The organism is Vibrio sp. Isolate30 (assembly GCF_022397975.1).
Classification (GTDB): Bacteria; Pseudomonadota; Gammaproteobacteria; order Enterobacterales; family Vibrionaceae; genus Vibrio; species Vibrio fortis.
In genome coordinates this window covers 13,324-39,067 of record NZ_JAKEUS010000017.1, presented here as the reverse complement: position 1 = coordinate 39,067, position 25,744 = coordinate 13,324, and the positions used below count along the sequence as shown (strand labels likewise).

Below are 25,744 nucleotides of genomic sequence, written 5' to 3'. Positions count from 1 at the left end.
ACTCGTTTCCGCTCGACTTGCATGTGTTAGGCCTGCCGCCAGCGTTCAATCTGAGCCATGATCAAACTCTTCAATTTAAGATTTTGTGACTCAATGAATACTGATTACATTCCCTATTCTTACGAATAGTGACTGTGAATTGACTGTGCTCTTATTGGCTTTCACTTTAAAAAGTGAAATCAAACAGCTCAAGGCTGTACCAATTCGAATTGGTCACTCAGTTCATTGAAATCATTTTGATACCGAAGTATCTATTTGCCTTTGCTTATAAAAGCGAAAACAAACTTGGTGATATTCATCAACGAGTGCCCACACAGATTGATAGGTTCTAATTTTTAAAGAGCTTTACTTTTTGAGGCTTACCTCTCAAAGTGGACGGCCATTCTAGCGAATTAACATTCAGTGTCAAACACTTTTTGAAAATTAATTTCTTTCGAATTTTCGTCTTACTGATTACCGCTGAAGCCTTGTGGCGCCTGCCGTGTCAGTGAGGCGGCATTATAGAGATACCTAAGAACTTGGCAACTACTTTTTCATAAAAATTGAATAAATAGGGGTTAACTGCCTAATAGTTCATCAAAACCAAAAAAAGAGAGCATTTCTGCTCTCTTTTTGAACGAATTAATACGCTTTTAGTTAGATAAATGCGTAGGCATCAGCATACATATGCTCGCGTTTCGCATCTTTTTTCTCAGTAAACTGCTCTCTTGCAGCTCCCGCCATTTCAAAACGACCTGCAATATAGATGTCGTAATCAGCTAGAGACTCAAAGTTATGATTGATTGCTTCTAGAACATTACCTGTTTGACCGCTCCACGCTGCTGGTGCGTCTTCTACTACTGGCACAAAATGAACATTGCTGTGCTTTTCTGCAATCTCCGTTAGCTCTGCTTTTGCGTACAGCTGGCGCTCATCTTTAGCACCCCAGTATAGATGAATCTCTTTTTGGCTATTCTGAGCGATGCAGTGATCAAGAATAGAACGTACATAACTGAAACCAGTACCACCAGCCACAAGTAATAGTGGACGATCACTCTCTTCTTTTACCCAAGCGTCACCGTGAGGCGCATCGATAGCGATATCGCCATCTTCCGCTAGTGCTTTCTGCATAGCTTCTACGACTTCAAGTGCGTAAGCGTTATGTTCTGCAGCACCGATATGCAGCTCTAGCTCACCTTCGTGACGGCAAGGACTGCTCGCAATTGAGAATGGGCGCTTATCTTTCTCACCCATTTCTACCATTAGGTATTGGCCCGCTTTGAACGCTACTGGTGTTTCAGGGTGAAGTAGAATCTGGTATGTATTACACGCCAATGGCTCGATAGACTTCACTTTACATTTAATTGTCATGCTATTCCTCTCACAGACCTTTAATCAGCAAAGGTCAGGACTAAATTACTTTCTGCTATTGCTTGGCAAGCGAAGATCCACCCTTGTTGCTGCTCTTTCTCTGTAAGCATTGGCTCAAGGTGGTAACTGACTTGCCCTTCTAGTTTTTTGCACATGCACATTGCACAAGCACCGACTTGGCAACGGTTGGGGAAGTTAATGTTGCTGTTGAGCGCAGCATCCAACACCGTTTGCCCTTTTTCTATATCGAAGGTGATGTTCTCTGGATACAAGACTACTTGGTAGCTCATAAGATTCCTAGTTGTTCCCAGATACTATCAACTTTTTCAACAATCTTTGGATCTTTTGTGATTGGTGTTCCCCATTCACGTCGACACTCCTGTCCTTGAATCTTATTGGTCGCATCCAACCCCATACGAGACAGAGTAGATGGCTGTGATTCAAAAATCGTGTCGCGCGCTGGATCCATTCGCGTAGTGATCGCCCAAATAATATCGTTCCAATCACGAACATTAACGTCGCCATCACACACAATCACAAATTTGTTATCTGCAAACTGCTGCCAGATCGTTTCCATCGCCTCTTTTGCATGATGCGCCTTTGCTTTCTCAATCGAAACCACGACCATACTGCTATTGTCGTTCTGCAAATGAATATCGATGATTTCTGGATGAGTTTGTTTGATCTTTTGTAGCGCTTGCTCACATACAGGCTTATCTTCACTGGCGACTAGAGCTTCAGGAGACAGTTCAAGTTCAGCATCCCACTTCTTGGTGATATCCAGTCCCATCTTAGATCCCAGCCCAACCACTGGAGATGCAAAGTCGAGAGAATCAATTGGCGTACTTTCTATCATCAACGTATCACGCTTAGGGCTCATGTGCTCGGCCATCGCTGCCGTGACTTCAGACCAATCACGTGCATTGACGCTCTCATCGCATACCAAGACAAATTTGGTGTACATAAACTGACGCAAGAAAGACCACACTCCCATCATCACACGCTTCGCATGACCTGGGTACTGTTTCTTCATGGTCACTACTGCCATTCGGTACGAACAGCCTTCAGGCGGTAGATAGAAATCTTCAATTTCAGGGAACTGCTTTTGCAGAATTGGGACGAACACTTCGTTCAGCGCAACACCTAATACTGCAGGCTCATCTGGCGGGCGGCCTGTGTAGGTACTGTGATAAATCGGGTCTTTACGCATGGTGATATGAGTAATAGTAAACACATGGTGTTTCTCTTTCTCATTGTAGTAACCCGTGTGATCACCATATGGACCTTCATCAGCAAACTCGTTCGGGTCGATATAGCCTTCCATCACAATCTCTGCGCTGGCAGGAACTTCTAGATTATTACTAACCGACTTAACCACTTCCGTTTTACTACCACGCAGCAGACCTGCAAACGCATATTCGGAAAGCGTATCAGGCACTGGTGTTACGGCACCTAGAATCGTTGCTGGATCTGCGCCAAACGCAACCGACACTGGGAATGGCTTACCTGGATTGGTCTCCATCCAGTCTCGAAGATCGAGTGCTCCACCACGATGTGCTAACCATCGCATGATGATCTTATTCTTGCCTATCTTTTGCTGACGGTAGATACCTAAGTTTTGGCGTTTTTTGTTTGGCCCACGAGTAACCGTCAAACCCCAAGTTAATAGAGGCGCAACATCATCTGCCCAGCAGCTCATTACTGGGACTTTATCAAGATCAACCTCGTCCCCCTGCCAAACAACCTCTTGGCACGGCGCTTTACGAAGGCGCTTAGCTGGCATGTTCAAGACTTGCTTAAAGACCGGTATTTTTTCTATCGCATCTTTAAAGCCTTTTGGCGGCTCTGGCTCTTTGAGATAAGCCAATAACTTACCTACTTCGCGTAACTCTTTAACGTCCTGACGCCCCATGCCAATAGCTACACGCTGCGGCGTACCAAATAAATTGGTCAATACAGGCATGTTATAGCCAATTGGGTTTTCGAATAGCAATGCAGGACCACCAGCACGCAGTGTACGGTCGCTGATCTCTGTCATTTCATAATCGGGGTCGACAGGGTGAGAAATGCGCTTTAGCTGACCAATCCCTTCTAGGTGATCAATAAAGTCGCGTAAATCCTTATAACTCATAGGGCTTCTAATGCTGATTAATCTGCAAGCAGTATATCAAAAAGGGGCATCCTGAAATCCCCCTTTTTAGTAAGGTTATTGCGAGGTGAAACCCAGTTACGGTAGCACTTTCTGGATTACAGAACTCTTCACTTGCGGATTGTCGTTAACTAAGTCTTGTAGCCAACCGGTGTGACCTTGTTTAGCTAACTCACGAGCGACCAACGAAGCGTCATCTGCAATCGCCATACGAGAGACCAAAAACGCTTTTACATCATCCGACAGTGGATTAACTCTTGTCAGTAAAGTAATTGCCTCTTCTTTAAGGCGCGGGTTCTTTGTTGCTGCCATTACCTGCTCTAATGCGAAGGGTTCTTTACTCTCGGCCAAGCGCACTAGCTCAGCTTGGCTATGATAATCCGCTTTCATCTTCCACAGTATTTGGTAAACCTCAGGGTCTTCGCTGACTTGTGCCAAACGTACAACCACTTCCGTCGATGGCAACCAACTCACAATTGGTGATTCGGTTAGTTGCTTAACAAGGTAATCGACCGCTTCTGGAGACAAACTATCAAGCTCTCGAACCAGCAGAGCCTCTCGCGTTTGGACCTGATGCTCTGGCCCTGATAGCCACGATTTTAAATCAAGCTCTTTCTTTTCTGCATTCAGTACAAATACTAAGGTGTTCTGGTTTTCACGGAACTGCTTGATCAGGCGATTGGCGATAGATGGGTAATTAAATGCAGGCACCGTAAACTCGTAGCCATCTCCACGCTCTAACACTTGATAAGTGGGTGTAATAGCCAGTTGCTGCTCAACAAAAATCGACATCTTGGGAGTGAGAACAATATCTTGCTGCTCTAACTTTTTGAGCAGTTGATAACGAGCCACTTCTTGCTGGGGAAAAGTAAGACGCTCAAGAGCAAAACGTAACGAATCTACTTCATCACGCATCACTAACTCTAGAAACTCTGAGGTCTTTTGTTTTACTTGGTCATTCTCCAGCCATGTTTCGACTGTTTGAGGAGACATCTCTGTCGCGAACGATGCGCTGACAGGAGTGAATAACAGTGAAGTAGACAGGAGTATTGACGACAACAGTCCATGTTGCATTTTAACTTCCTTGTAACACTTTTGGTTATTCTGCAAGCTACTAGCCAAAAATGCAAATAAAAAGCGCTACTCAGTGGCAGCGCTTTATAGTCGTTCTAGATAACGGTATCTAACTTATTGACGACGCATTGCGTCAAAGAATTCATCGTTAGTCTTCGTCATTGCAAGCTTATCGATTAGGAATTCCATTGCATCGATCTCACCCATTGGATGAACAATCTTACGTAGGATCCACATCTTCTGCAGTTCATCGTTCTTAGTCAGTAGCTCTTCACGACGAGTACCTGAACGGTTGAAGTCGATTGCAGGGAAGACACGCTTCTCAGCGATCTTACGGTTCAAGTGGATTTCCATGTTACCCGTACCCTTGAACTCTTCGTAGATAACTTCATCCATCTTAGAACCAGTATCAACCAGTGCTGTTGCTAGGATAGTTAAGCTACCACCCTCTTCTACGTTACGTGCTGCACCGAAGAAACGCTTAGGACGGTGTAGTGCGTTCGCATCCACACCACCAGTCAGTACTTTACCTGATGAAGGTACTACAGTGTTGTATGCACGAGCTAGACGAGTAATAGAGTCAAGCAGGATAACGACGTCTTTCTTATGTTCAACCAGACGTTTTGCTTTCTCGATAACCATTTCTGCAACCTGTACGTGGCGAGATGCTGGCTCATCGAATGTCGATGCCACTACTTCACCCTTAACTAGGCGTTGCATCTCGGTTACTTCTTCTGGACGCTCATCGATAAGAAGTACCATCAGCTCACACTCTGGGTGGTTGTGCGCAATGCTTTGTGCGATGTTCTGAAGCAACATTGTCTTACCCGCTTTAGGCGGAGCAACAATCAGACCACGCTGACCTTTACCGATTGGTGATGCAAGGTCTAGTACACGTGCTGTGATGTCTTCAGTTGAACCATTACCACGCTCCATAACCATACGCTCGTTAGCGTGTAGAGGGGTAAGGTTTTCAAATAGGATCTTGTTACGAGCGTTGTCTGGCTTATCGTGGTTTACCGTGTTTACTTTAAGTAGAGCAAAGTAACGTTCGCCATCTTTAGGTGGGCGAATCTTTCCGGCAATTGAGTCACCAGTGCGTAGGTTGAAACGACGAATCTGACTTGGCGATACGTAAATGTCGTCAGGGCCAGCTAGGTATGAGCTGTCTGCGCTACGTAGGAAACCAAAACCGTCTTGCAGAATTTCTAGAACACCGTCACCGAAGATGTCTTCACCACTTTTTGCATGTGCTTTAAGGATGGAGAAGATAATGTCCTGCTTTCTTAGACGAGCTAGGTTTTCTAGGCCTAAGCTTTCGCCAAGTTTAACAAGTTCAGACACAGGTCTGTTCTTCAGTTCTGTAAGATTCATTGTGGTGGATGCTTGTTTAGTCAAAATAAGATCTGTTTTCTAGTTAAGAGGGATTCGGTCACAGGATCGACCAAGAAGAGAAATTTGTTCAATTAACGTGCGATAAATTATCACTAAAACTAAGCCTAGTCTATAGCTTAGAAAAAACAAAACCGTGCATTTGTTAACTGCACGGTTTCTTTTTATTGCTTGCCTATTATAGGTTCGCGTCTAGGAACTCTTTAAGTTGAGTTTTAGACAGAGCACCAACTTTAGTTGCTGCTACGCCACCATCTTTGAAAAGAAGTAGCGTTGGAATACCACGGATACCAAACTTAGGTGGTGTACCCGCATTTTGGTCGATATTCAGTTTACCGATAGTGAGTTTGCCTTCGTACTCGTCAGCGATTTCATCAAGAATCGGCGCAATCATTTTACATGGACCACACCATTCTGCCCAAAAATCAACAAGAACCGGGCCTGCAGCGTTGATTACATCGTTATCAAAACCTTCATCAGTAAGCTGCAAAATCTTATCACTCATCTTCCACTCCAATGTGTTTTTTAGAACTGGTTGGATGATAACCAGTAAATAGATGCCCTATTGGAATGTATTTACTTTCGTATTGCAAGCTTAAGCTGATATTCTATAGCTATGAAAAAGACGCATATCACAGAGCAAAAGTTCGCCGATTTGGATTTAAACGCCCAAGTCATTGAAGGATTGGAGAAAAAAGGGTTCGAATATTGTACCCCGATTCAAGCCTTGGCGCTGCCGGTACTGCTCACCGGCCAAGACATCGCAGGCCAGGCCCAAACGGGCACTGGTAAAACGCTCGCGTTTCTTACTGCTACCTTTAACCACCTGCTAAATACGCCTGAACACGAAGGTCGCAAACCAAATCAGCCACGTGCGATTATTATGGCGCCGACGCGTGAGTTAGCGATTCAGATCTTTAACGATGCTGAACCTCTTATCGCGAGTACAGGTATCAAAGCAGCACTTGCATACGGTGGCGAGAGCTACGATAAACAATTAGCGAAGCTAGAAGATGGCGTAGACGTTCTGATCGGCACTACAGGCCGAATCATCGACTTCTACAAGCAGAAGGTATTTAACCTTAACCACATTCAAGCCGTTGTACTTGATGAAGCGGATCGTATGTTCGACCTTGGTTTCATTAAAGACATTCGTTTCTTGTTCCGTCGTATGCCTGAGCCAAAAGATCGCCTGAACATGCTGTTCTCTGCGACGCTGTCTTACCGCGTACAAGAATTGGCGTTTGAGCACATGCACAACCCTGAGCATGTTGTGGTTGAACCTGAGCGTAAAACCGGTCACCGCATCCAAGAAGAGTTGTTCTATCCATCAAACGAACACAAGATGGCTCTGCTACAAACTCTAATTGAAGAAGAATGGCCTGAGCGCGCTATCATCTTTGCTAACACTAAGCACAAATGTGAATCAGTTTGGGGGCATCTTGCTGCTGACGGACACCGCGTTGGCCTACTAACTGGTGATGTTCCGCAGAAGAAGCGTGAGAAAATCCTGGAGCAATTCACTAAAGGTGAAGTTGACCTACTGGTTGCAACCGACGTTGCGGCACGTGGCCTACACATTCCTCAAGTAACCCACGTATTCAACTTCGATCTACCGGACGATTGTGAAGATTACGTTCACCGAATTGGTCGTACAGGCCGCGCTGGTGCAAGTGGTCACTCGATCAGCTTTGCTTGTGAAGATTACGCAATCAACCTTCCAACAATCGAAGAGTACATTGAGCACGCAATCCCAGTATCTGACTACGATGCTTCGGCACTTATTGAAGATCTGCCAGCGCCATTGCGCCTGCGCACGCGTAACCCTCAACAGCGTCGCTCAAACAACGGTGGTTCTCGTAACGGCAACCGTAAGCCGAACCAAAACCGTCGTCCACGCCAGCCGCGTCATAACAAGGAAGCTTAAACGCCTATGACTCAAACAGTGTCACCCCCGCTATACGCTGCTATCGACCTCGGGTCGAACAGTTTTCATATGCTCGTTGTGCGTCATATCGATGGCAGCGTCCAAACCATGGCCAAGATTAAGCGCAAAGTTCGTTTAGCTGCCGGCTTAGATGAAAATAATGCTCTTAGCTTAGAGGCTATGCAGCGAGGTTGGGATTGTTTGAGTCTCTTTGCTGAGCGACTTCAAGATATTCCTACTGAAAACATCCGCATTGTGGGTACAGCTACCCTGCGTACCGCAACCAATGTGGATATTTTCTTAGAGAAAGCGAATCAGATTCTTGGTCACGACATTAATGTAATCTCTGGTGAGGAAGAAGCTGCGACTATCTATAAAGGCGTAGCGCACACTTCTGGTGGCAGCGGCCGTCGTTTGGTGGTCGACATTGGTGGCGCAAGCACCGAGATGATCATCGGTGAAGGCTTCTCAGCCAAAGCACTAACCAGCCTGAAAATGGGCTGTGTGACTTGGCTAGAGCGCCACTTTAAAGATCGTCAACTAACGGCAAGCAACTTTGAGCACGCAATTGACGCTGCAAAAGCAACATTAGAGCCAATCCTAGAGAGCTACACCAAACTAGGTTGGGATGTGTGTGTGGGCGCGAGCGGCACAGTACAAGCTTTGCAAGAGATCATGCTAGCGCAAGGTATGGATGAGGTTATCACCCATGCCAAACTTAAGCGTTTGCAAAAGCAAGCGATGATCGCCGAACGTTTAGAAGAGTTAGAGATCGAAGGCCTAACCCTAGAGCGCGCTTTGGTATTCCCAAGTGGCCTGTCTATTCTGATTGCAATTTTCGAGCTACTTGAGATCGACTCAATGACTCTAGCCGGTGGCGCACTGCGCGAAGGGTTAGCATACGAGATGGTAGATGAGCTGCGCCAAGATGATATTCGTGCGCGCACAATTTGTAGCGTTCAATCTCGCTACCAAATGGATACTCAGTACGCTGAGCAAGTCTCTCAGTTAGCTGAATCTCTCTATCAACAAGTTGGCAGTAGTGAGTGGATTTCAGAGCCACAAGCTCTTGTTATGCTGCAAACCGCCGCCAAGTTGCACGAGATTGGTCTCACTATCGACTTTAAAAAGGGTGGTGAGCATAGTGCTTACTTACTTCAGCACCTCGATTTGCCAGGTTTTACACGCGCGCAGAAGCACTTTCTTGGTGAGCTAAGCCGTCGTTACCGCGAACAGCTAACATCATTTCCAGAGCAACATGCCATTTCAGGCACAAGCGCCAAACGTGTACTGCGCTTGTTAAGACTTGCCATCCTGGTGACTCATCGTCGTAACCCAGACCTTGAGCCACAAGTGACGCTTTCTGCCGATGGCGACAACTTAACAGTAACTATCGATAAGCAATGGCTTGAGAGTAACCCTCTGACAGCTGCTGAGCTAGAGATTGAAGCCAACCGCCAAACGGATATCGGCTGGCCTTTACACATCATCGCAAGCTAGGCCCAAAGTTTCGCTTACAGAAAATAAAAAGGTCCCAAACAAGTGATTGTTTGGGACCTTTTCTATTCTTACTGATAGTGCGTTATGCGCTGACACCCGTCGCTTTAAAGTCAGGGTTTACTGCTGTCAGCTTTTTCACAATATAGTTAAGTAACACACCGTACATTGGTACGAACAAGCCAAGACTGATAACCAACTTGAAGCCATAATCCACCAGCGCGATCTCAGTCCAGTGTTCTGCCATGAATGGATCTGGGCTTTGGTAGAAAGCAATCGCAAAGAAAGCGATAGTATCAATCGCATTACCAAACAACGTTGAGCATGTTGGTGCAATCCACCACTGCTTCAATTGGCGCAGACGGTTGAACACGTGAACATCAAGAATCTGACCTAACAGGTATGCCATAAAGCTCGCCGCCGCGATACGCGCGACAAACAAGTTAAACTCACCAAGCTGTGCAAAGCCTTGGAATTGGCCTTCAAAAAAGACAACCGATAAGAAATACGAGACGGCTAAAGCAGGCAACATCACTAAGAAGATGATCTTACGCGCCAACTGAGCACCAAAAATACGTACTGTCAGGTCGGTCGCTAGGAAAATAAACGGGAAAGTGAACGCGCCCCATGTGGTATGCATACCGAAGATGGTGAAAGGCAGCTGAACAAGGTAGTTACTAGATGCAATAATGATCAGGTGGAATAGAACTAGCAGGGCTAGAGCTTTGCGCTGTTGCGCAGGCGTAAAGTTACTCATGCGGTACCTTTTTAGTTTGGTTTGGGGGTGAGGGAACCCAAATCGAGTGACTTATTCATTTATCATGAACAAGGCTCTTACCAATAATGTGAATAAAAAATCTGTTTTATTTTGCTCTATTGAGCGGCGGGCGATTATACATTAATCAATTTTGACTGCAATGAGAGGAATAAACGCAAACGTTTACCCCTAACATTTCTTTATTTCAATAGCGATTCTGCGGGAGTTAAACTAGAAGCCGCGCTTAAACAGAGACGCGAGATAGTCGAACTCTTCACGACTCGCCTCAGGGCTCAGAGATTCAAACCACACTGACTCACTATAGTGTTCAGACTTAAGGAATAGCTGACACCCTTCAAAATCCACCAGCCAAGAGTGCATATCCGCATCCCACTGCTTTTCAACCACGCTAGCAGAAAGCAGTGCGATAAGCTTCTCTCCTAGCTCCGGAAAGGTATCAAAGTCAAAGCTTGGCGTGGTAATCAGCAGTCGACCTTCTTCAGCTAGGTACTCTCTTAGTCCAAATTCCATTTTACTTCTCTATTTATAATTAACCGTGGGTGGTGATGTGCTCTTGAATCAAGTCTAAGAACGGATCAGCATACTTATCGAGTTTGCGCTGACCTACCCCATTCACTGCCAGCATCTCACCATAGGACGTTGGCAGAATTTCCGCCATGTCTATTAGGGTCGCATCACTGAAAACAACGTAAGGCGGTAAACCATCTTCGTCGGCAATCGACTTACGCAGCTTACGTAACTTGGCAAACAGCTTCTTATCGTAGTTCTTGCTACTGAGCTTGTCCGACTTCGCGCTGCGCGCCGCGGTATCCAAACGAGGCACGGCTAGCTCAAGCGTCATTTCACCACGCAGCAATGGGCGCGCTTCTTCAGTCAGCTGCAACGTCGAGTTACGGGTGATGTTTTGAAACAACAACCCTTTATGAATTAACTGACGGAAGATACTGATCCAGTAATCATGGCTATGGTCACGGCCAATACCGTAGGTAGAAAGCTTGTCATGCCCATTGTCACGAACGCGGATATTCTGCATACCGCGCATCACTTCTACTACATAACCCATACCAAAGGATTGGTTGACTCGATACACACATGACAGCGCTTTTTGCGCCTCTTCTGTAGCATCAAAGTGTTTTGGTGGGTCAAGGCAGATATCGCAGTTGCCGCATGGCTTTTCACGATATTCACCAAAGTAGTTAAGCAGTACCTGACGACGACAGGTTTGTGCCTCAGCAAAGGCACTCATCGCATTAAGTTTGTGGGTCTCTACCTGCTTTTGTGGACCATCATCTTTCTCATCGAGCATTCGACGCAGCCAGCCCATATCGGCTGGGTCATACAACATCATCGCTTCAGCAGGTAGACCATCACGCCCTGCTCGACCTGTCTCTTGGTAGTAAGACTCGATGTTTCTTGGGATATCAAAGTGCACCACAAAACGCACGTTGGGCTTGTTGATACCCATACCAAACGCCACAGTCGCGACAACGATCTGAATATCATCGCGCTGAAACGCTTCTTGAACATAAGCGCGTTCGTCCGTATCCATACCGGCATGATAACCCGCAGCACGAATGCCGTTGTTACACAGCTTCTCAGTGACCATCTCCACTTTCTTTCGGCTACCACAATAGATGATGCCACAGTTGCCGCGCTGGGTTTCAAGGTAGCGTACTACCTGAGAGACTGGCTTGTGCTTCTCAACCAAGTTATAGCGGATATTAGGACGATCAAAGCTGCCTAAGTAGGTGTGAGGATCCACCAGCTGCAGGCGCTGAATAATGTCTTTACGTGTCGCATCATCAGCGGTTGCCGTCAACGCCATATAAGGGACATGAGGAAAATACTGTTTAAGCTGACCAAGTGATGCGTACTCTGGACGGAAGTCATGACCCCACTGTGAGATACAGTGCGCTTCATCCACTGCGATCATCGACAGCGGTAACCCTTGTAGGCGCTCAATGAAATCACGCATCAATACACGCTCAGGTGAAACGTAGACCATCTTTAATTGGCCTGAGTTCATACGATTGAAGACTGAAATCAGCTCTTCACGTGGCATTGAGGAGTTGATGCACTCCGCCGCCACACCATTGGCCTTAAGCTGATCGACTTGGTCTTTCATGAGCGAAATCAGTGGCGAGATAACTAATGTGAGCCCCTCACGCACTAACGCCGGAATTTGATAACAAAGCGACTTACCACCGCCAGTTGGCATAATCACTAGGCTATCTTGCCCGGACACAGCCATATCGATCACCTCTTGCTGACCATCTCTGAACTCTTGATAGCCGAACACCTCCTCAAGCACGCTTTGAGCGCTGATGGTGGTATTGGTGGTTTGTTCTGCAATCAAAGTAGCGGTCATTGGGTATCCTAATCGCGGGGTTAAATAAGCTCGCTCAGCAGTAAAGCGAGGCGACACATTGTAGAGGGGAATGGTGGTGAATAAAACCGCAAATTATTAGGTGAAACGGTCTAACGCTCCTATACTGACCAACTCTCTTTATAAATCTTATTCATAAGCACTCTGTGCCAGAGATAATTCATGACACCAGAACAACAACAGCGTACACGCCAAGGTATTTTGCTTGCGGTTGGGGCGTATACGATGTGGGGTATTGCGCCCATCTATTTCAAGTCGTTAAGTGAGGTTTCTCCGTTAGAGATCCTGAGTCACCGTGTAGTTTGGTCCTTTTTCTTACTCGCTTTCCTACTACACCTTGGCCGCAGCTGGCGAAATGTTCGCGACACACTGACTTCCAAGCCTAAAATGACTTACTTGGTTGCCACCTCTCTGTTGGTTGGTGTTAACTGGCTAATCTTTATCTGGGCGGTCAACGCCAACCACATGCTCGATGCCAGTCTAGGGTATTACATCAACCCGTTAATTAATGTGGTACTTGGTATGATCTTTCTAGGCGAGCGTCTCAGAAAACTGCAGTGGTTTGCGGTTGGCTTAGCCGCAATTGGTGTGCTGATTCAGGTTGTCGCGTTCGGTTCCATCCCGGTGGTGGCGATTGCCCTCGCGTTCTCATTTGGTTTCTATGGCTTGTTAAGAAAGAAGGTCAGCCTTGAAGCGCAGACAGGCCTATTTATTGAAACCTTAGTCATGTTACCTGCTGCTGCCATCTACCTGCTGTTTATCGCAGATAGCGCCACATCGGACTTGGCGGCGAACCCAATGTCACTCAACCTTCTGCTGATCGCGGCGGGTATCGTTACCACCCTACCTCTGCTGTGCTTTACTGGTGCGGCAACGCGACTCAAGCTGTCGACATTAGGGTTCTTCCAATACATTGGCCCAAGCCTAATGTTCTTATTAGCGGTTCTCATTTATGGCGAAGCCTTTACGACAGATAAAGCCGTTACCTTTGCTTTTATTTGGGGCGCACTGGTAATCTTCAGCTTTGACGGACTGCGCAACAACAAAAAAAGCAAACGCACTCAGCAGTAATGTGATCGTTTTTTACAAGACAATTTAGAAAGACAGAGATAAGCTTGGTTAGATTGATGATAATTTAACCAAGCTTTTTTATACCATGGATAAAGTCCACTACTACTCAACGCCCACTGAAGATATCAGCCTGATCCAAGCTCAATACCAAGAGTTTGCTTTTCAGCGCCACTATCATTTGGACTTTCACATTGGTTTGATTACCCAAGGGCAGCAAAAATTCGTCTACAAAGGCACTAGCCACCATGTTGGCGCAGGTCAGGTCGTAATTATGCCTCCGGATGAGCTGCATGATGGCCACTCAAAACTGGATTCAGGCTACCAGGTAAGCGTATTTTCTGTATCTCCTCAATGGTTTCAAGATCTTGCGGATCCCGAGCAAAACGGTCACACAATGAGCTTTTCGGAGCTGATCCTGTCTGATCATGCCGCTTTTTCACAACTGCGCAACCTACATGGCTTGCTCATCAGTCAAAATATCAGCCAACTCGCCCAAGACTGCCTTCCTTTTGAAGGATTTTCGACGATTGTGGATCGTTACGCTAAGTTTGGATCCAAAACCGAGACTCAACTAGGTAATCAATCTATCGAAACACTGAAAGAGTATTTAATGGCAAACCTTGACCAGCCAGTACGTTTAGAACAGCTCTCTGAACTTTGTGACCTATCAACCACTCAGTTCCAGCGCCACTTTAAGAACAAAATGGGCATTACACCTTACGCTTGGCTAAGTCGCTTGCGTATGGAGCAGAGCATGAGACTCATTAAATCAGGCGTGTGTGGTACGGAAGTAGCGCATCAGGTTGGGTTCTACGATCAAGCGCATTTCTCAAAGGCGTTCAAGACAACCTTTGGCGTCCCGCCCTCACAAATCAACTGAGTGTTGATTATTTACAATTGCTCTGTGTGAGATCTAGGTAAGCTACCCCATATACCAACACCAGTTAGAATCTAGCTAAGCGTTATCGAGATTAGACAATGAACGAAATCACCATCCTTATCACCCTAGCCTCTATCCATTTTATCGCCTTAATGAGCCCCGGCCCTGACTTTGCGCTCGTGGTCCAAAACGCCACTCGTCACGGTAGGCAGACAGGCTTGTACATCGCGCTAGGTTTGTCGTGTGGGATCTTACTTCACTCATTACTGAGTTTGACGGGCATTAGCTACCTGGTCCACCAGCAACCAACCCTATTTGCGATAATCCAGTTAGCCGGTGGTAGCTACTTACTTTACTTGGGCTATGGTGCTCTTAAAGCAACGTGGGCAACGATTCAAAGCCATGATGACGACAATCAAGCACTCAACGCTAAAGATCTTATTCTGAGCAACAAACGTGAGGCTTTCTCTAAAGGCTTTGCAACCAACATCCTCAATCCAAAGGCGTTAGTGTTCTTTATCAGCTTGATGTCGAGCTTAGTCCCTGCAGATATGTCTCTGTCGGGCAAAGGCTTTGCGCTACTTATCCTGTTTGGTCTCTCGCTATTTTGGTTCTCACTACTGGCTTGGATGCTTTCAACCAAAACACTTCAGAAAAAACTGCATGAAGCGACCGTTTATATCGATGGCTTGTGTGGCGCGCTGTTTAGCATGATAGGTTTAAGTATCTTATGGCAATCGGCTTCATCATTGATCGCCTAAATTAGAATCAAGATTACAATTCGTTAACAACGTACTGGCTAAATGTTCCTTCCACTGCCAATCTAACTCTGCATATGAAAAGGAGAAGATCATGCAGTGGAAAACAAAACTAACAACCCTTGCCACTTCTACCCTACTTTTTGCCTCTCATGTCAGTTGGGCAAATCAAGCTGCCGATTCCGTCGCTCCAGAACAAAGTAGTGGTTTAGAAGCTAAGCAACTCGTCAAAGCCAGTGATTGGATGGTCACAGCAGCCAACCCATTAGCAACGCAGGCAGGCGCTGACGTACTTGCACGTGGCGGTAATGCCATTGACGCCATGGTTGCGGTGCAGCTAATGCTTGGCTTGGTTGAACCACAATCATCTGGTATTGGCGGCGGTGCCTTCCTTGTCTATTTCGATAATGAAGCCAAACAGCTAAAGACCTACGATGGACGCGAGACAGCACCACTTGACGCGACACCTCGCCTGTTCCAAGACGAAAACGGAAAGCCACTTAAGTTCTACGATGCCGTAGTTGGTGGGCGTTCAGTTGGTACTCCAGGTACCGTTCAATTGCTATGGGATACTCATCAGAAATACGGAAAGTTAGAGTGGGCATCTCTGATAAAACCCGTAGCTCAACTCGCTAAAGATGGCTTTACCATCAGCCCGCGATTGGCAACATTGATTGCCAATGATCAACAGCGCCTTAGTCGCTTTGCCACCACTAAAGCCTACTTCTTTAATACTGACGGCAGCCCAAAAGCCGCAGGGACTCTTCTTAAAAACCCTGAGTACGCAGCAACACTGGAGGCGATTGCTAAAGACGGTGCTATAGCCTTTTATCAGGGTGAGATCTCCACTGATATCATCAACACCGTACAAACCGCTAAGGGCAACCCCGGTGTCTTGGCGCAAAAAGACTTCGATGCTTACTCAATCAAGCAACGTCAGCCTGTATGTTCCGCTTACGAAAGCTACGATATCTGTGGCATGGGACCACCAAGCTCGGGCGCACTCACTGTCGGTCAAATCTTAGCGATGACCGAGCAGTTTGATCTCAAATCCTGGGGGCCAAGCGATGCAAAATCTTGGCAGGTGTTAGCAGACGCTTCTCGTCTAGCCTTTGCAGACCGTGGTATGTACATGGCAGACCAAGATTACGTACCAATGCCAACACAAGGGTTAGTAAATACTGACTACCTTAAAGAGCGAGCGCAGCTTATTACTGCAGGAAAGGCATTGGAAAGCGCTCCATCAGGCACCCCACCTTGGGATCACGCGATGCAAAGAAGCCAAGATATCTCGATTGAGCTCCCTTCCACCAGCCACTTCAATATTGTCGATGGTGATGGCAATGTCGTGTCCATGACCACCACGATTGAGAATGCGTTTGGCTCGCGCTTGATGGTGAGAGGCTTCCTGCTTAATAATGAACTCACCGATTTCTCATTCAAAACTCATAACGATGGTAAGCCTATTGCTAACCGCCTAGAACCGGGCAAACGTCCACGCTCTTCTATGGCGCCAACCATCATCATGCAAGACGACAAACCTTACATGGCGATTGGATCTCCGGGTGGTAGTCGCATCATTGGTTATGTCGCACAGGCAATCATCGCTCATACGCAATGGGATATGGATATTCAGCAAGCGATCAACCAACCACACTTCCTAAATCGATTTGGTACCTTGGACCTAGAAAAAGGCACCTCAGCCGAAAACTTCAAACCTGAGCTAGAAAAGATGGGATTTGAGGTCAATATTCGCGATCTTAACTCGGGTTTACATGCCATTCGCATCACTAAAGATGGCTTAGAGGGCGCTGCAGACCCTCGTCGCGAAGGTGCAGCGATAGGTAAATAGTCGATTGTCGTGCCTTTTTACTCACTGCCTTGTGAGAGATCTCTTACAAAGCAGTGAGTATATATCGATATTTAACTAAGAAAACTAGCAACAAGACACCCTAAATCATTGAAATAAAACAATACGTCTATTTTGACACCAATATTACTGTGAGAAATTTGAGTTTCGGCCATTGCTGATAAATTGGGGATCGGTAATATGAATGGTGTCGGAAGGATGCTGACACGGAACAGGAAAACACCAAGGACTTGGTTATCTTCAGGATGAAGATTCGATTACTCAGGATGAATAATCGGCACGGATAGCGAAATTGGACATTGAATGGACGCAATAGTAACTAGGATGGTTGCTACTAAGGAAAGACAATGGACACCTCTGGACGAGGAAAGGACTGAACATCAGGATGATGTAAGGGACACCGCTCAAGGAACAAGTGACGCGCGCTAACGAGGATTGTTGGCAGATCAGGATAAGATCAAGGACACCGCTAGGAAGGCGACGAAAGGAATACGCTGAAGGATAACAGCACACTATCATGGATTAGATGCATGGAGCACACTTAGTAGCCGGATTGCTGCGAGTAAGACTATAGACCCCGATGAGCGCAAGCTCTCGGGGTTTTTCTTTATCTGCTGCTTATAACCTTTCTGGGTATTCAACTTATACCAATCACAGTAAGTAAGTGATCAAAAATAGTGCAGAAAAAAGGCTTGAGAACAAGGCAGAATTTTTCGATAAGTAGTTATTCTACAATCAAAAATTCTAACGCAGTTATCGAGCATTTTAACAAGCTAGAATGAGCAATTATTTACTACGATTGGTATTAAGTATCACCCAACAAAAAAGCCGCCCTAAGGCAGCTTTTCATTAAGTCTTTCAAATCACTCTAGCTTTCTAGCGCTTAACCTAGCTTCTCTAAACGAGCGTAAGCAGTCACCAACCATTTGATGCCCTCCCCATTGAAGGCCACCTGAACTCGGCTCTGTGGACCACTGCCCTCAAAGTTGATAATGGTACCTTCACCAAACTTAGGGTGCTTAACGCGTGAGCCTAAACTGAAGCCGGTTTCATTAAAGTTCTCTTTAACAGCAGTTTGTCCAAAGCGACCGCTGCTTGCCGGACGACTGACCTGTGCTTTCATTCGTACTTCGTCGAGACAGGTTTCTGGCAGCTCACGAATAAATCGTGATGGCTTGTGATACTTATCTTGGCCATATAGGCGACGCATTTCTGCGTAGGTGATGTAGAGCTTCTCCATCGCACGCGTCATACCTACGTAACAGAGACGGCGCTCCTCTTCCAAGCGCATCGCATCTTCGGCAGACATCTGGCTCGGGAACATTCCCTCTTCGACACCAACCATAAACACCATTGGGAACTCGAGACCTTTAGCACTGTGCAGAGTCATCAATTGAACAGCATCATCAAACTCATCCGCCTGACCTTCACCCGCTTCTAGCGCGGCGTGAGTCAAGAATGCGGTTAACAGGCTCATCTCTTCGGCTTCTTCCGGCTTCTCGAATTGACGAGTCGCCGTCACTAGCTCTTCCAAGTTTTCAATACGTGCCTTCGACTTCTCGCCTTTTTCTTGCTCATACATAGCAAACAAGCCAGACGACTTAATAACATGGTCGGTCTGTTCATGCAGGCTCATCTCATGGGTATCATCTTCGAGTGCGTTGATAAGCTCGATAAATCGACTCAATGCACCCGCAGCTCTGCCCGCTAACACCTGTTCCTCAAGAAGCGCAATACTTGCCTGCCACATCGTGGCACCACGATCGCGTGCTGCAAAGCGGATTGTCTCTAGGGTCTTGTCACCCATACCACGGGTTGGCGTATTCACCACACGTTCAAAAGCGGCATCATCATTGCGGTTAGACATCAATCGCAGATAGCTCAACGCATCTTTGATCTCCTGACGTTCGAAGAATCGCATGCCACCGTAGATACGGTAAGGCAATCCACCTTGAATCAAAGCTTCTTCGAGTACACGAGACTGGGCATTGTTACGATAAAGCATTGCCGTATCATTCAGAGCGCCGCCCTTGTCTTGCCACTCTTTGATTTTGCTCACCGTAAAGCGCGCTTCGTCGAGCTCGTTGTAAGCCGAATAAACCGAGATAGGCTCACCGTCATTACCATCCGTCCACAGCTCTTTGCCCATACGCTCAGTGTTATTTGAGATCAGTTCGTTTGATGCTTGCAGAATGGTCTTGGTTGAACGGTAGTTCTGCTCCAAACGAATGGTGGATGCACCCGGGAACTCATCTAAGAACTTTTGGATATTCTCAATTTTAGCGCCACGCCAGCCATAGATTGATTGGTCATCATCGCCTACGATCATCACTCGACAATCAGGGCCAGCCATCATACGTAGCCATGCGTATTGAATGTTATTGGTATCTTGGAATTCGTCGACCAAGATATGCTTAAAGCGCGCTTGGTAGTGCTCGCGAATGTGCTTTTTATCGCGCAGGAGTTCATGGCAACGCAGCAAGATTTCTGCAAAGTCGACCAAGCCCGCGCGATCACACGCCTCTTGATAGGCGGCGTAGATCTTAAGCCAGGTCTTAGTAACTGGGTCATTGTAGGTATCGATGTGGCTTGGACGTAACCCTTCATCTTTTTTGCCATTGATCCACCAAGACGCCTGTTTCGCTGGCCACTGCTTCTCATCTAGGTTTTGTGCTTTAATCAAGCGACGCAATAGACGAATTTGATCATCAGAATCAATGATCTGGAAATCTTCTGGCAATTTCGCATCTAAGTAGTGAGCGCGTAAAACACGGTGACAAATACCGTGAAAGGTGCCGTTCCACATACCTGAAGAACTGCCCATCATCAGCTCATCAATACGACCACGCATTTCAGCAGCCGCTTTGTTGGTAAAGGTTACAGACATGATAGAGAACGGCGAAGCCTGCTCTACGGTTTGTAGCCATGCGATACGGTGAACCAGCACTCGCGTTTTACCACTGCCTGCTCCCGCTAAGATCAGCAAGTTTTCTAAGGGTGCAGCCACTGCCTCACGCTGCTTGTCGTTGAGGCCATCGAGTAAAAGCGAAGGATCAATCATTTGGGTTTGCTCACTACTGGGTATTTATACATAAAAGTTGATTATAACCTAAACACAGAGCGCAGTTTAGGAGAATAAGAAGAAAAAATATCCAAAAATAAGTTATTAATAATCATAACCTTACAACTTGATATATCATTTATTTCTATAAATCTTCAGTTCTTTTGAAATTATTTCTTAGTTCTTCCTATCCTTTTTACTAAGCAAGTTAACAAAACCTTAACCTGCTCAATGTAAATAACAATTAAGTCTAGAGGGAATGACTATGAAAAATTCTAATCTTGCTGTAACTGCTGCAATCACAAGTGTACTAGCGTTTGGTGGTACTGTTCTAACTTCGGCTCCTGCAGAAGCGGCAGCAAAAGAAAAGTGTTATGGCGTGTCTAAAGCTGGTCAAAACGACTGTGCAACTAAAACAAGCTCATGTGCTGGTACAGCAAAAGAAGATAACCAAAGTGATGCATTCGTTGTCGTACCTAAAGGCCTTTGTGGCAAGCTTACTGGCGGTAGCACTCAATCTTCATAATATCCGCAGTAAACCAGGTGAGCATGCCTATCAGCTCACCTGGATTGTTCCACCCATCGAAGGAGAATAATTGTGGCTCATCCTCTACACCCGCTGGCAGGCGTGGGTTTAAGAACACCTCACTTAGATTATTTTAGCCACAACTCTAATAAGGTCGACTGGTTAGAGATCCACAGTGAGAATTACTTCTCCCCACACGCAAAAGCAACGGAACAACTTAGAGCAATTCGACAAGACCATGAGATTAGCTGTCACGGTGTAGGTTTATCACTGGGTTCTGTGGAGCGTATCAGTCAAGAGCACTTGTTCCAGCTCAAACGCCTCATTAGCGACATTCAGCCGTTTTTGGTATCAGACCATCTAAGTTGGAGTCAAACTGGCGGGCACCATTTCAATGACCTGTTGCCAATGCCTTATACCGAAGAGGCGCTCGAGGTATTTTGTCACAATGTACTGGAAGTTCAGGATACCCTGCAAAGACCACTATTGATTGAAAACCCGTCGAGTTACCTCGCATTCAAACACTCGACTATTCCAGAATGGCAATTCCTTGCAGAAGTTCAAAAACGGACTGAGTGCCGATTATTGTTGGACTTCAATAATATTTTTGTCTCTTCATTCAATCATCAATTCAGTTGTGATGACTACCTCGAGGGAATCCCGGCCGATGCAGTCGACGAGATCCACCTTGCTGGTTTTACTAAAAAGCAACTAGAAGATGGTGAGATCTGGATAGACACCCACAGTAAGCCAGTTTGTGATGAAGTGTGGCAGCTCTATACGCAGTGGCTTATGACACACGGCACGCGGCATACACTGATCGAATGGGACTTAGACATCCCAGAACCTGAGGTGTTACTTAACGAAGCTGAAAAAGCCAGCCATCTACTGCATCAACATCAAAATGCAGAGGTATTGCGAGGCCAAGCATCATGAGTTCTTTAGCAGAAATACAACAAGCATTTGGTGATGCGCTCCGTTATCAGGGTGATGATTCACTCTGTCAGGTCGTTAGCGATCACTTCTCCGATAGTCAGAGGTTACAAATCTATCGCAATAACTTTGTGATTGGCGTTAGTGATGTACTTGCCGCGACTTACCCACTTGCTCAAGCTCTAGTCGGTGAAGAGTGCTTCGCCCAATTGGCGCGTCATCATGTACTGACTACACCGCCTCAGTCTGGAGATATTACAGAGTACGGAGAAGGTTTTGATAAGGCCATTGAACACTTTCCTGCTGTGGTAGAAGCCGCTCCCTATTTAGCGAGCATGATTCAATACGAGTGGCACAAAGATGCACTAATGCGTGCCGAGCCAAAGCCAGTGACAACAGAACAATATCCATTGGCTGCACTCTCTTCGATTCCAGAGTGTCAACATGGTGAGTTGGTCTTTCACTTGCTTCCAGACCTTGTCTTGCTCAACTTTGATTATCAGGTGCTGACTTTAGAACAAGCCATCATCAATAACCAACTCGACGGACTTAATATTGCCCAAGCTGAGTTTGGTGCCTTACAGAAAATAAATAACCATACCTTGGAGCCTCATATCGTGACGCCAGAAGTCTTTCAACTTCTGCAAGCCTTCCAAGCCCAACAAATGCTCGCTGATATCGACCCAACGCTGCTAGCCCATCTTAATGATGTCTTGGCGCTCAATATCATATCTGGATTTTCTATTAGCGGCGAATAGGAGAAATAAAATGGATAACAATACCGTGACCAACATGATGGCTCAGTACGATAGCCTCGTTGATAAGTTCCAGGCCCTGTTTGTTCCAGCGCTACTGCTGCTTTGTCGTTTATGGGTTGCTTGGGTATTCTTCAACTCAGGACTGACCAAGATAGCGACTTGGGACAGCACACTCTTTCTATTCGAACTTGAATATCAAGTTCCGCTTATTCCATGGGAAATGGCGGCTTATATGGGCACAGCCGCTGAATTGATTCTGCCAGTGTTTATTGCATTAGGTTTGTTGAGTCGACCTATGGCTGTGGTCTTGTTCGCCTTCAACGTGATAGCCGTTGTCTCTTACCCAGTGCTTTGGGAACAAGGTTTCTACGATCACCAACTTTGGGGATTAATGATACTGATTGTGATTGTGTGGGGAGCTGGCCCTTTCTCACTTGACCATATCCTAAAACGACAATTCCGAGGCTAACCACTGCTTCTCAAGATCAAAAAAACCACTCATTCGAGTGGTTTTTATTTACCAAGTAACATCACACCATTACTTGTTTAGAAATGCCTGTAGATCTTCTGCAGAAATGCCTTGCTCTACCATCTCTTTTGCTAACAATTGAACTTGCTCACCTTTACGGTCTTCAATCACGCTTTGAAATTGAAAAACAATATCGCGTAGTGTGTTAATTGGAACCTGCTTTGCAGCACTGCGAATGCGCTCGCCACTTTGGTTACCAAGCTCGTTCAGCAATTTTCCAAACATGACCTTTTCAGGAGCGTCTTCCATTTGTTCTAAGACGCGTGCCATTTCGTAGGTTGTTAATGACATTACAGTATTATCCGTTGTGATGTTCACATATTAATGAACGACAAATATACCATGTTTTAACGACGGAAAAACTGTCCATCTGTATAATTTGTCACCCAGTTGACTTATGCCTGCTTAAGAACGCCATGCCAGGATTTTCCAGCCTTACCAAACAGCACAAATAGTGCTGGAACAATCAGGAACATCTGCAATGCGATCATCACTTGCGGCTCCAGTTGTAGGCGCTGCATAGTACCAACCAACAAACCTGAGCCACTCATTTGGAACAGACCTAGTAGTGCAGCAGCTGTACCCGCTCGGTCACCAAATGGCTCTAGCGCTTTACCAGCAGATGCACCCAGAATCCATGCAAAACCAACGGAAGATAAGAAGATTGGGAACATGAACGCTAGTGCTGTTGCTTGGTTCACCAGCACCAACATAAGTGCACCCGCTAAACCCAGCAGTAGAATACCAACGACTAATGTCTTGTAAGTACCAAAGCGATCCATGAACTTAGGTGCCGTGAATGCAGCAACGATATTGAAAGCCGCGTTAATACCAAACCAGAAGGTAAACTCATTCATGCTCAAGCCGAGGTTTTCCATCAGTACCACTGGAGCCGAGGTTACATAAGCTAATATTACTGCCATTGCCATCAAACACAGCGATGCGTGGAAGATAAACGATGGCGTTTTGAGTACCGACCAGTAACGCTCGAACTTAAATACCGCAACCTTCTCTGTCGCAGGGTTGGTCTCTTTCATTTGGAAGAACAAGATTGCGCCAACAATCACAGCAAATCCAGCCATGAAGCTGAAGTTCGAGCGCCAACCAAACTCTTGAGTTAGCCAACTACCTAAAATAGGTGCCAGCGCTGGGATGAAGCAGATCGCACCATTGAGGTAGCTGATCATCTTGCCACTTTTTTCGGGACCAAATAGATCGCGAACTGTTGCAAACGCAGCAACGGATGTTGCACACGCTCCTAATCCTTGAAGCAGTCGAGCCATCAACATCATATCAATCGATTGAGCGGCCCACGCCAAGCAAGCGCTCACTGCATAGATGCTGATACCGCCAAGGGCAACAGTTCGGCGACCTAATTTGTCCGCTAGAGGGCCAGCAAATAGTTGGCCGACACCCATCGCGAATAGAAACCAGGTGATGGTGTCTTGCGCTAATGCATGTTCCACGTGGAACGTCTCAGAGATTTGAGGCAAAGCTGGTAAGTAGATATCGATAGCTAATGGGCTAAATAGAACAAGCATTGCCAATAATGCTACTTGCAACTTACTCGGGGATGAATGCACAGACACGCGATTTTCCTAGTTGATAAATGATGTTGCGAATCATAACCAACTAAAGATATGAACAAAAATGGCTTATACTCATTACCATTATTCCCATATGGAAAATCTCATGAATCTCGAAAAATTATCTCGAATCGACCTCAATTTGTTGGTCTGCTTGCAGGTTCTCCTTGAAGAGCTCAGCGTCACACGTACTGCCCATAGACTCTGCTTGAGCCAGTCTGCAGTGAGTAAGTCGTTAGCAAAACTTAGGGAGCAATTTGATGACCCCCTGTTTACACGGAGTGCTCATGGTTTGCGACCAACGCCTAAAGCCGTATTCCTCAAACCAAGGTTAGAAAATTTAATTAACCAGCTCGAAGTGCTGACACAGCCGGAAACATTCACGCCTTACAATAGTGACCACAGCTTCCACATTGCTGCCGTTGAGAGTGTTTATCCACTTATCCTACCGCACTTTCTGCCTGCGATTTTCCAGCAAGCACCGCACGTCAATATCAATACTCACGCGTGGTCGGAGCAAACCTTTAAAAAGCTGCAACTTGGTGAGATCGATATCGGTTTAACCGGCAAAGACATCGATATCAATGATGCACGCCTTACCATGTTGCCCCCTGACGATATCTGCGAACAAGAGATTTATCGAGACGCACAAATGTGTGTGTTAAGACGCAATCACCCAGCCCTCGAGCGCAACTGGGATTTAGAGACATACCTGTCACAGCGACATGTTCAAGTGAGATGCGATGGCAACGACCGCTGGTTACTCGACTATAAGCTTGCTGACATAGGTAGACAGCGTGATATCGCCATTTCGGTGCCTGATTTCAATAGTGCTGCGAGCTTATGTACCTACACCGATTTTGTGTTCACTGCGCCAAGTCATTTTACTTATCTTGTTGCAAAACAGATGGATCTCGTTGTTGTACCTTTGCCGCTGGAATTCCCACCGATGGCATACACTCTGTTCTGGCATAGAGACAGAGAGAATGACCCAGCACTGACATGGTTGCGAGATATCATCAAAGAAAAAACCCTACACCTTAGATAAAAATGACGTACGCCGTTTGCTCTCTTGCGATAAAATGAGTAGCTTAACTGTCGATAGTCCTTTTTGGCTCATCTATGGCCAGTTGTATTCCAGCTCAATTGAAATATCGTCCTTGTTCAGTTGACCCATATCTAGCTTTAAGCAGATGGACACAGCGCCCACACCTGAGCA

At 46.1% G+C, this 25,744-nt stretch carries 23 protein-coding genes and 1 rRNA gene; 11 read left to right on the top strand and 13 right to left on the bottom strand.

Annotated features, from left to right (window positions below; genetic code table 11):
* The 7 genes from L1D60_RS23035 to trxA form a co-directional block, all read right to left on the bottom strand.
* Positions 1-77 (bottom strand): 16S ribosomal RNA (locus L1D60_RS23035); the annotation flags it as partial.
* Positions 78-636: 559 nt separating this feature from the next.
* Positions 637-1,350: an NAD(P)H-flavin reductase gene (fre, locus tag L1D60_RS23030; RefSeq protein WP_150895980.1), complete on the bottom strand. Its 714-nt coding sequence runs from the start codon at positions 1,348-1,350 to the stop codon at positions 637-639.
* Between the two features lie 20 nt (positions 1,351-1,370).
* Positions 1,371-1,640: a 2Fe-2S iron-sulfur cluster-binding protein gene (locus L1D60_RS23025; protein ID WP_032552274.1), complete on the bottom strand. Its 270-nt coding sequence runs from the start codon at positions 1,638-1,640 to the stop codon at positions 1,371-1,373.
* Complete coding sequence (gene ubiD / locus L1D60_RS23020; RefSeq protein ID WP_239843135.1) at positions 1,637-3,481, bottom strand: 4-hydroxy-3-polyprenylbenzoate decarboxylase; 1,845 nt, start codon at positions 3,479-3,481, stop codon at positions 1,637-1,639. The genes L1D60_RS23025 and ubiD overlap by 4 nt, the downstream gene beginning before the upstream one ends.
* Before the next feature lie 96 nt (positions 3,482-3,577).
* Positions 3,578-4,573 (bottom strand): hypothetical protein, encoded by a 996-nt coding sequence (locus tag L1D60_RS23015; protein WP_239843134.1) that lies wholly within the window; start codon positions 4,571-4,573, stop codon positions 3,578-3,580.
* A 114-nt stretch (positions 4,574-4,687) separates the two neighbouring features.
* Positions 4,688-5,947: a transcription termination factor Rho gene (gene rho, locus L1D60_RS23010; protein WP_032552271.1), complete on the bottom strand. Its 1,260-nt coding sequence runs from the start codon at positions 5,945-5,947 to the stop codon at positions 4,688-4,690.
* Positions 5,948-6,143: 196 nt separating this feature from the next.
* Entirely contained in the window at positions 6,144-6,470 is a 327-nt protein-coding gene (gene trxA, locus L1D60_RS23005; protein ID WP_032552270.1) for a thioredoxin TrxA, read from the bottom strand.
* A 111-nt stretch (positions 6,471-6,581) separates the two neighbouring features.
* Here trxA and rhlB point away from each other — a divergent pair, with 111 nt between their 5' ends.
* Both rhlB and gppA read left to right on the top strand, forming a co-directional pair.
* Complete coding sequence (gene rhlB, locus L1D60_RS23000; RefSeq protein WP_239843133.1) at positions 6,582-7,892, top strand: ATP-dependent RNA helicase RhlB; 1,311 nt, start codon at positions 6,582-6,584, stop codon at positions 7,890-7,892.
* Positions 7,893-7,898: 6 nt separating this feature from the next.
* Positions 7,899-9,392, top strand: a complete 1,494-nt coding sequence (gene gppA, locus L1D60_RS22995) for a guanosine-5'-triphosphate,3'-diphosphate diphosphatase (protein ID WP_239843132.1) — start codon at positions 7,899-7,901, stop codon at positions 9,390-9,392.
* Between the two features lie 82 nt (positions 9,393-9,474).
* On the opposite strand, the gene L1D60_RS22990 is transcribed toward gppA, so the two are convergent.
* From L1D60_RS22990 to recQ, 3 genes are all read right to left on the bottom strand, one after another.
* On the bottom strand, positions 9,475-10,146 hold the full coding sequence (locus L1D60_RS22990) for a 7-cyano-7-deazaguanine/7-aminomethyl-7-deazaguanine transporter (RefSeq protein ID WP_239843131.1): 672 nt from the start codon (positions 10,144-10,146) through the stop codon (positions 9,475-9,477).
* Positions 10,147-10,377: 231 nt separating this feature from the next.
* On the bottom strand, positions 10,378-10,677 hold the full coding sequence (locus tag L1D60_RS22985) for a DUF3630 family protein (RefSeq protein ID WP_239843130.1): 300 nt from the start codon (positions 10,675-10,677) through the stop codon (positions 10,378-10,380).
* A gap of 19 nt (positions 10,678-10,696) precedes the next feature.
* Entirely contained in the window at positions 10,697-12,535 is a 1,839-nt protein-coding gene (gene recQ, locus L1D60_RS22980; protein ID WP_239843129.1) for an ATP-dependent DNA helicase RecQ, read from the bottom strand.
* A 180-nt stretch (positions 12,536-12,715) separates the two neighbouring features.
* On the opposite strand from recQ, the gene rarD reads away from it, so the two are divergent.
* The 4 genes from rarD to ggt all read left to right on the top strand — a co-directional run bounded on the left by rarD (position 12,716) and on the right by ggt (position 17,114).
* Positions 12,716-13,624 (top strand): EamA family transporter RarD, encoded by a 909-nt coding sequence (gene rarD / locus L1D60_RS22975; protein WP_239843128.1) that lies wholly within the window; start codon positions 12,716-12,718, stop codon positions 13,622-13,624.
* Between the two features lie 85 nt (positions 13,625-13,709).
* The gene (locus L1D60_RS22970; protein ID WP_239843127.1) at positions 13,710-14,504 is read left to right on the top strand and encodes an AraC family transcriptional regulator; all 795 of its coding nucleotides are present in this window, start codon (positions 13,710-13,712) and stop codon (positions 14,502-14,504) included.
* 98 nt (positions 14,505-14,602) lie between these two features.
* Positions 14,603-15,265 carry a LysE family translocator gene (locus tag L1D60_RS22965; protein WP_239843126.1) on the top strand — a complete coding sequence of 221 codons (663 nt, stop codon included), beginning with the start codon at positions 14,603-14,605 and terminating at the stop codon, positions 15,263-15,265.
* A gap of 91 nt (positions 15,266-15,356) precedes the next feature.
* Positions 15,357-17,114: a gamma-glutamyltransferase gene (ggt, locus tag L1D60_RS22960; protein WP_239843125.1), complete on the top strand. Its 1,758-nt coding sequence runs from the start codon at positions 15,357-15,359 to the stop codon at positions 17,112-17,114.
* Between the two features lie 901 nt (positions 17,115-18,015).
* Here the strand turns inward: ggt and uvrD are convergent.
* Positions 18,016-20,193 (bottom strand): DNA helicase II, encoded by a 2,178-nt coding sequence (uvrD, locus tag L1D60_RS22955; RefSeq protein ID WP_032552259.1) that lies wholly within the window; start codon positions 20,191-20,193, stop codon positions 18,016-18,018.
* 265 nt (positions 20,194-20,458) lie between these two features.
* On the opposite strand from uvrD, the gene L1D60_RS22950 reads away from it, so the two are divergent.
* From L1D60_RS22950 to L1D60_RS22935, 4 genes are all read left to right on the top strand, one after another.
* On the top strand, positions 20,459-20,719 hold the full coding sequence (locus L1D60_RS22950; RefSeq protein ID WP_032552258.1) for a DUF2282 domain-containing protein: 261 nt from the start codon (positions 20,459-20,461) through the stop codon (positions 20,717-20,719).
* 72 nt (positions 20,720-20,791) lie between these two features.
* A complete protein-coding gene (locus L1D60_RS22945) occupies positions 20,792-21,655 on the top strand; it encodes a DUF692 domain-containing protein (RefSeq protein ID WP_239843124.1) in 864 nt (287 codons plus the stop codon).
* On the top strand, positions 21,649-22,410 hold the full coding sequence (locus L1D60_RS22940) for a DNA-binding domain-containing protein (protein ID WP_239843138.1): 762 nt from the start codon (positions 21,649-21,651) through the stop codon (positions 22,408-22,410). The genes L1D60_RS22945 and L1D60_RS22940 overlap by 7 nt, the downstream gene beginning before the upstream one ends.
* Before the next feature lie 10 nt (positions 22,411-22,420).
* Complete coding sequence (locus L1D60_RS22935) at positions 22,421-22,879, top strand: DoxX family protein (RefSeq protein WP_239843123.1); 459 nt, start codon at positions 22,421-22,423, stop codon at positions 22,877-22,879.
* 69 nt (positions 22,880-22,948) lie between these two features.
* On the opposite strand, the gene L1D60_RS22930 is transcribed toward L1D60_RS22935, so the two are convergent.
* Both L1D60_RS22930 and L1D60_RS22925 read right to left on the bottom strand, forming a co-directional pair.
* Entirely contained in the window at positions 22,949-23,230 is a 282-nt protein-coding gene (locus L1D60_RS22930) for a hypothetical protein (RefSeq protein ID WP_032552254.1), read from the bottom strand.
* A gap of 104 nt (positions 23,231-23,334) precedes the next feature.
* Entirely contained in the window at positions 23,335-24,480 is a 1,146-nt protein-coding gene (locus L1D60_RS22925) for a multidrug effflux MFS transporter (RefSeq protein ID WP_239843137.1), read from the bottom strand.
* A 151-nt stretch (positions 24,481-24,631) separates the two neighbouring features.
* Here L1D60_RS22925 and L1D60_RS22920 point away from each other — a divergent pair, with 151 nt between their 5' ends.
* Positions 24,632-25,573 (top strand): LysR substrate-binding domain-containing protein, encoded by a 942-nt coding sequence (locus L1D60_RS22920; protein WP_239843122.1) that lies wholly within the window; start codon positions 24,632-24,634, stop codon positions 25,571-25,573.
* The last annotated feature ends 171 nt before the right edge of the window (positions 25,574-25,744 follow it).

Excerpts from the sequence above, each read along its gene's own strand:
- uvrD (WP_032552259.1), bottom strand. The coding sequence starts at position 20,193 with ATGATTGATCCTTCGCTTTTACTCGATGGCCTCAACGACAAGCAGCGT.
- rhlB (WP_239843133.1), top strand. The coding sequence starts at position 6,582 with ATGAAAAAGACGCATATCACAGAGCAAAAGTTCGCCGATTTGGATTTA.
- L1D60_RS22950 (WP_032552258.1), top strand. The coding sequence starts at position 20,459 with ATGAAAAATTCTAATCTTGCTGTAACTGCTGCAATCACAAGTGTACTA.
- ggt (WP_239843125.1), top strand. The coding sequence starts at position 15,357 with ATGCAGTGGAAAACAAAACTAACAACCCTTGCCACTTCTACCCTACTT.
- ubiD (WP_239843135.1), bottom strand. The coding sequence starts at position 3,481 with ATGAGTTATAAGGATTTACGCGACTTTATTGATCACCTAGAAGGGATT.
- gppA (WP_239843132.1), top strand. The coding sequence starts at position 7,899 with ATGACTCAAACAGTGTCACCCCCGCTATACGCTGCTATCGACCTCGGG.
- trxA (WP_032552270.1), bottom strand. The coding sequence starts at position 6,470 with ATGAGTGATAAGATTTTGCAGCTTACTGATGAAGGTTTTGATAACGAT.
- L1D60_RS22925 (WP_239843137.1), bottom strand. The coding sequence starts at position 24,480 with ATGCTTGTTCTATTTAGCCCATTAGCTATCGATATCTACTTACCAGCT.
- L1D60_RS22920 (WP_239843122.1), top strand. The coding sequence starts at position 24,632 with ATGAATCTCGAAAAATTATCTCGAATCGACCTCAATTTGTTGGTCTGC.
- L1D60_RS23015 (WP_239843134.1), bottom strand. The coding sequence starts at position 4,573 with ATGCAACATGGACTGTTGTCGTCAATACTCCTGTCTACTTCACTGTTA.
- L1D60_RS22985 (WP_239843130.1), bottom strand. The coding sequence starts at position 10,677 with ATGGAATTTGGACTAAGAGAGTACCTAGCTGAAGAAGGTCGACTGCTG.
- L1D60_RS22965 (WP_239843126.1), top strand. The coding sequence starts at position 14,603 with ATGAACGAAATCACCATCCTTATCACCCTAGCCTCTATCCATTTTATC.
- recQ (WP_239843129.1), bottom strand. The coding sequence starts at position 12,535 with ATGACCGCTACTTTGATTGCAGAACAAACCACCAATACCACCATCAGC.
- rho (WP_032552271.1), bottom strand. The coding sequence starts at position 5,947 with ATGAATCTTACAGAACTGAAGAACAGACCTGTGTCTGAACTTGTTAAA.
- L1D60_RS22990 (WP_239843131.1), bottom strand. The coding sequence starts at position 10,146 with ATGAGTAACTTTACGCCTGCGCAACAGCGCAAAGCTCTAGCCCTGCTA.
- L1D60_RS22970 (WP_239843127.1), top strand. The coding sequence starts at position 13,710 with ATGGATAAAGTCCACTACTACTCAACGCCCACTGAAGATATCAGCCTG.
- fre (WP_150895980.1), bottom strand. The coding sequence starts at position 1,350 with ATGACAATTAAATGTAAAGTGAAGTCTATCGAGCCATTGGCGTGTAAT.
- rarD (WP_239843128.1), top strand. The coding sequence starts at position 12,716 with ATGACACCAGAACAACAACAGCGTACACGCCAAGGTATTTTGCTTGCG.
- L1D60_RS22935 (WP_239843123.1), top strand. The coding sequence starts at position 22,421 with ATGGATAACAATACCGTGACCAACATGATGGCTCAGTACGATAGCCTC.
- L1D60_RS23025 (WP_032552274.1), bottom strand. The coding sequence starts at position 1,640 with ATGAGCTACCAAGTAGTCTTGTATCCAGAGAACATCACCTTCGATATA.
- L1D60_RS22930 (WP_032552254.1), bottom strand. The coding sequence starts at position 23,230 with ATGTCATTAACAACCTACGAAATGGCACGCGTCTTAGAACAAATGGAA.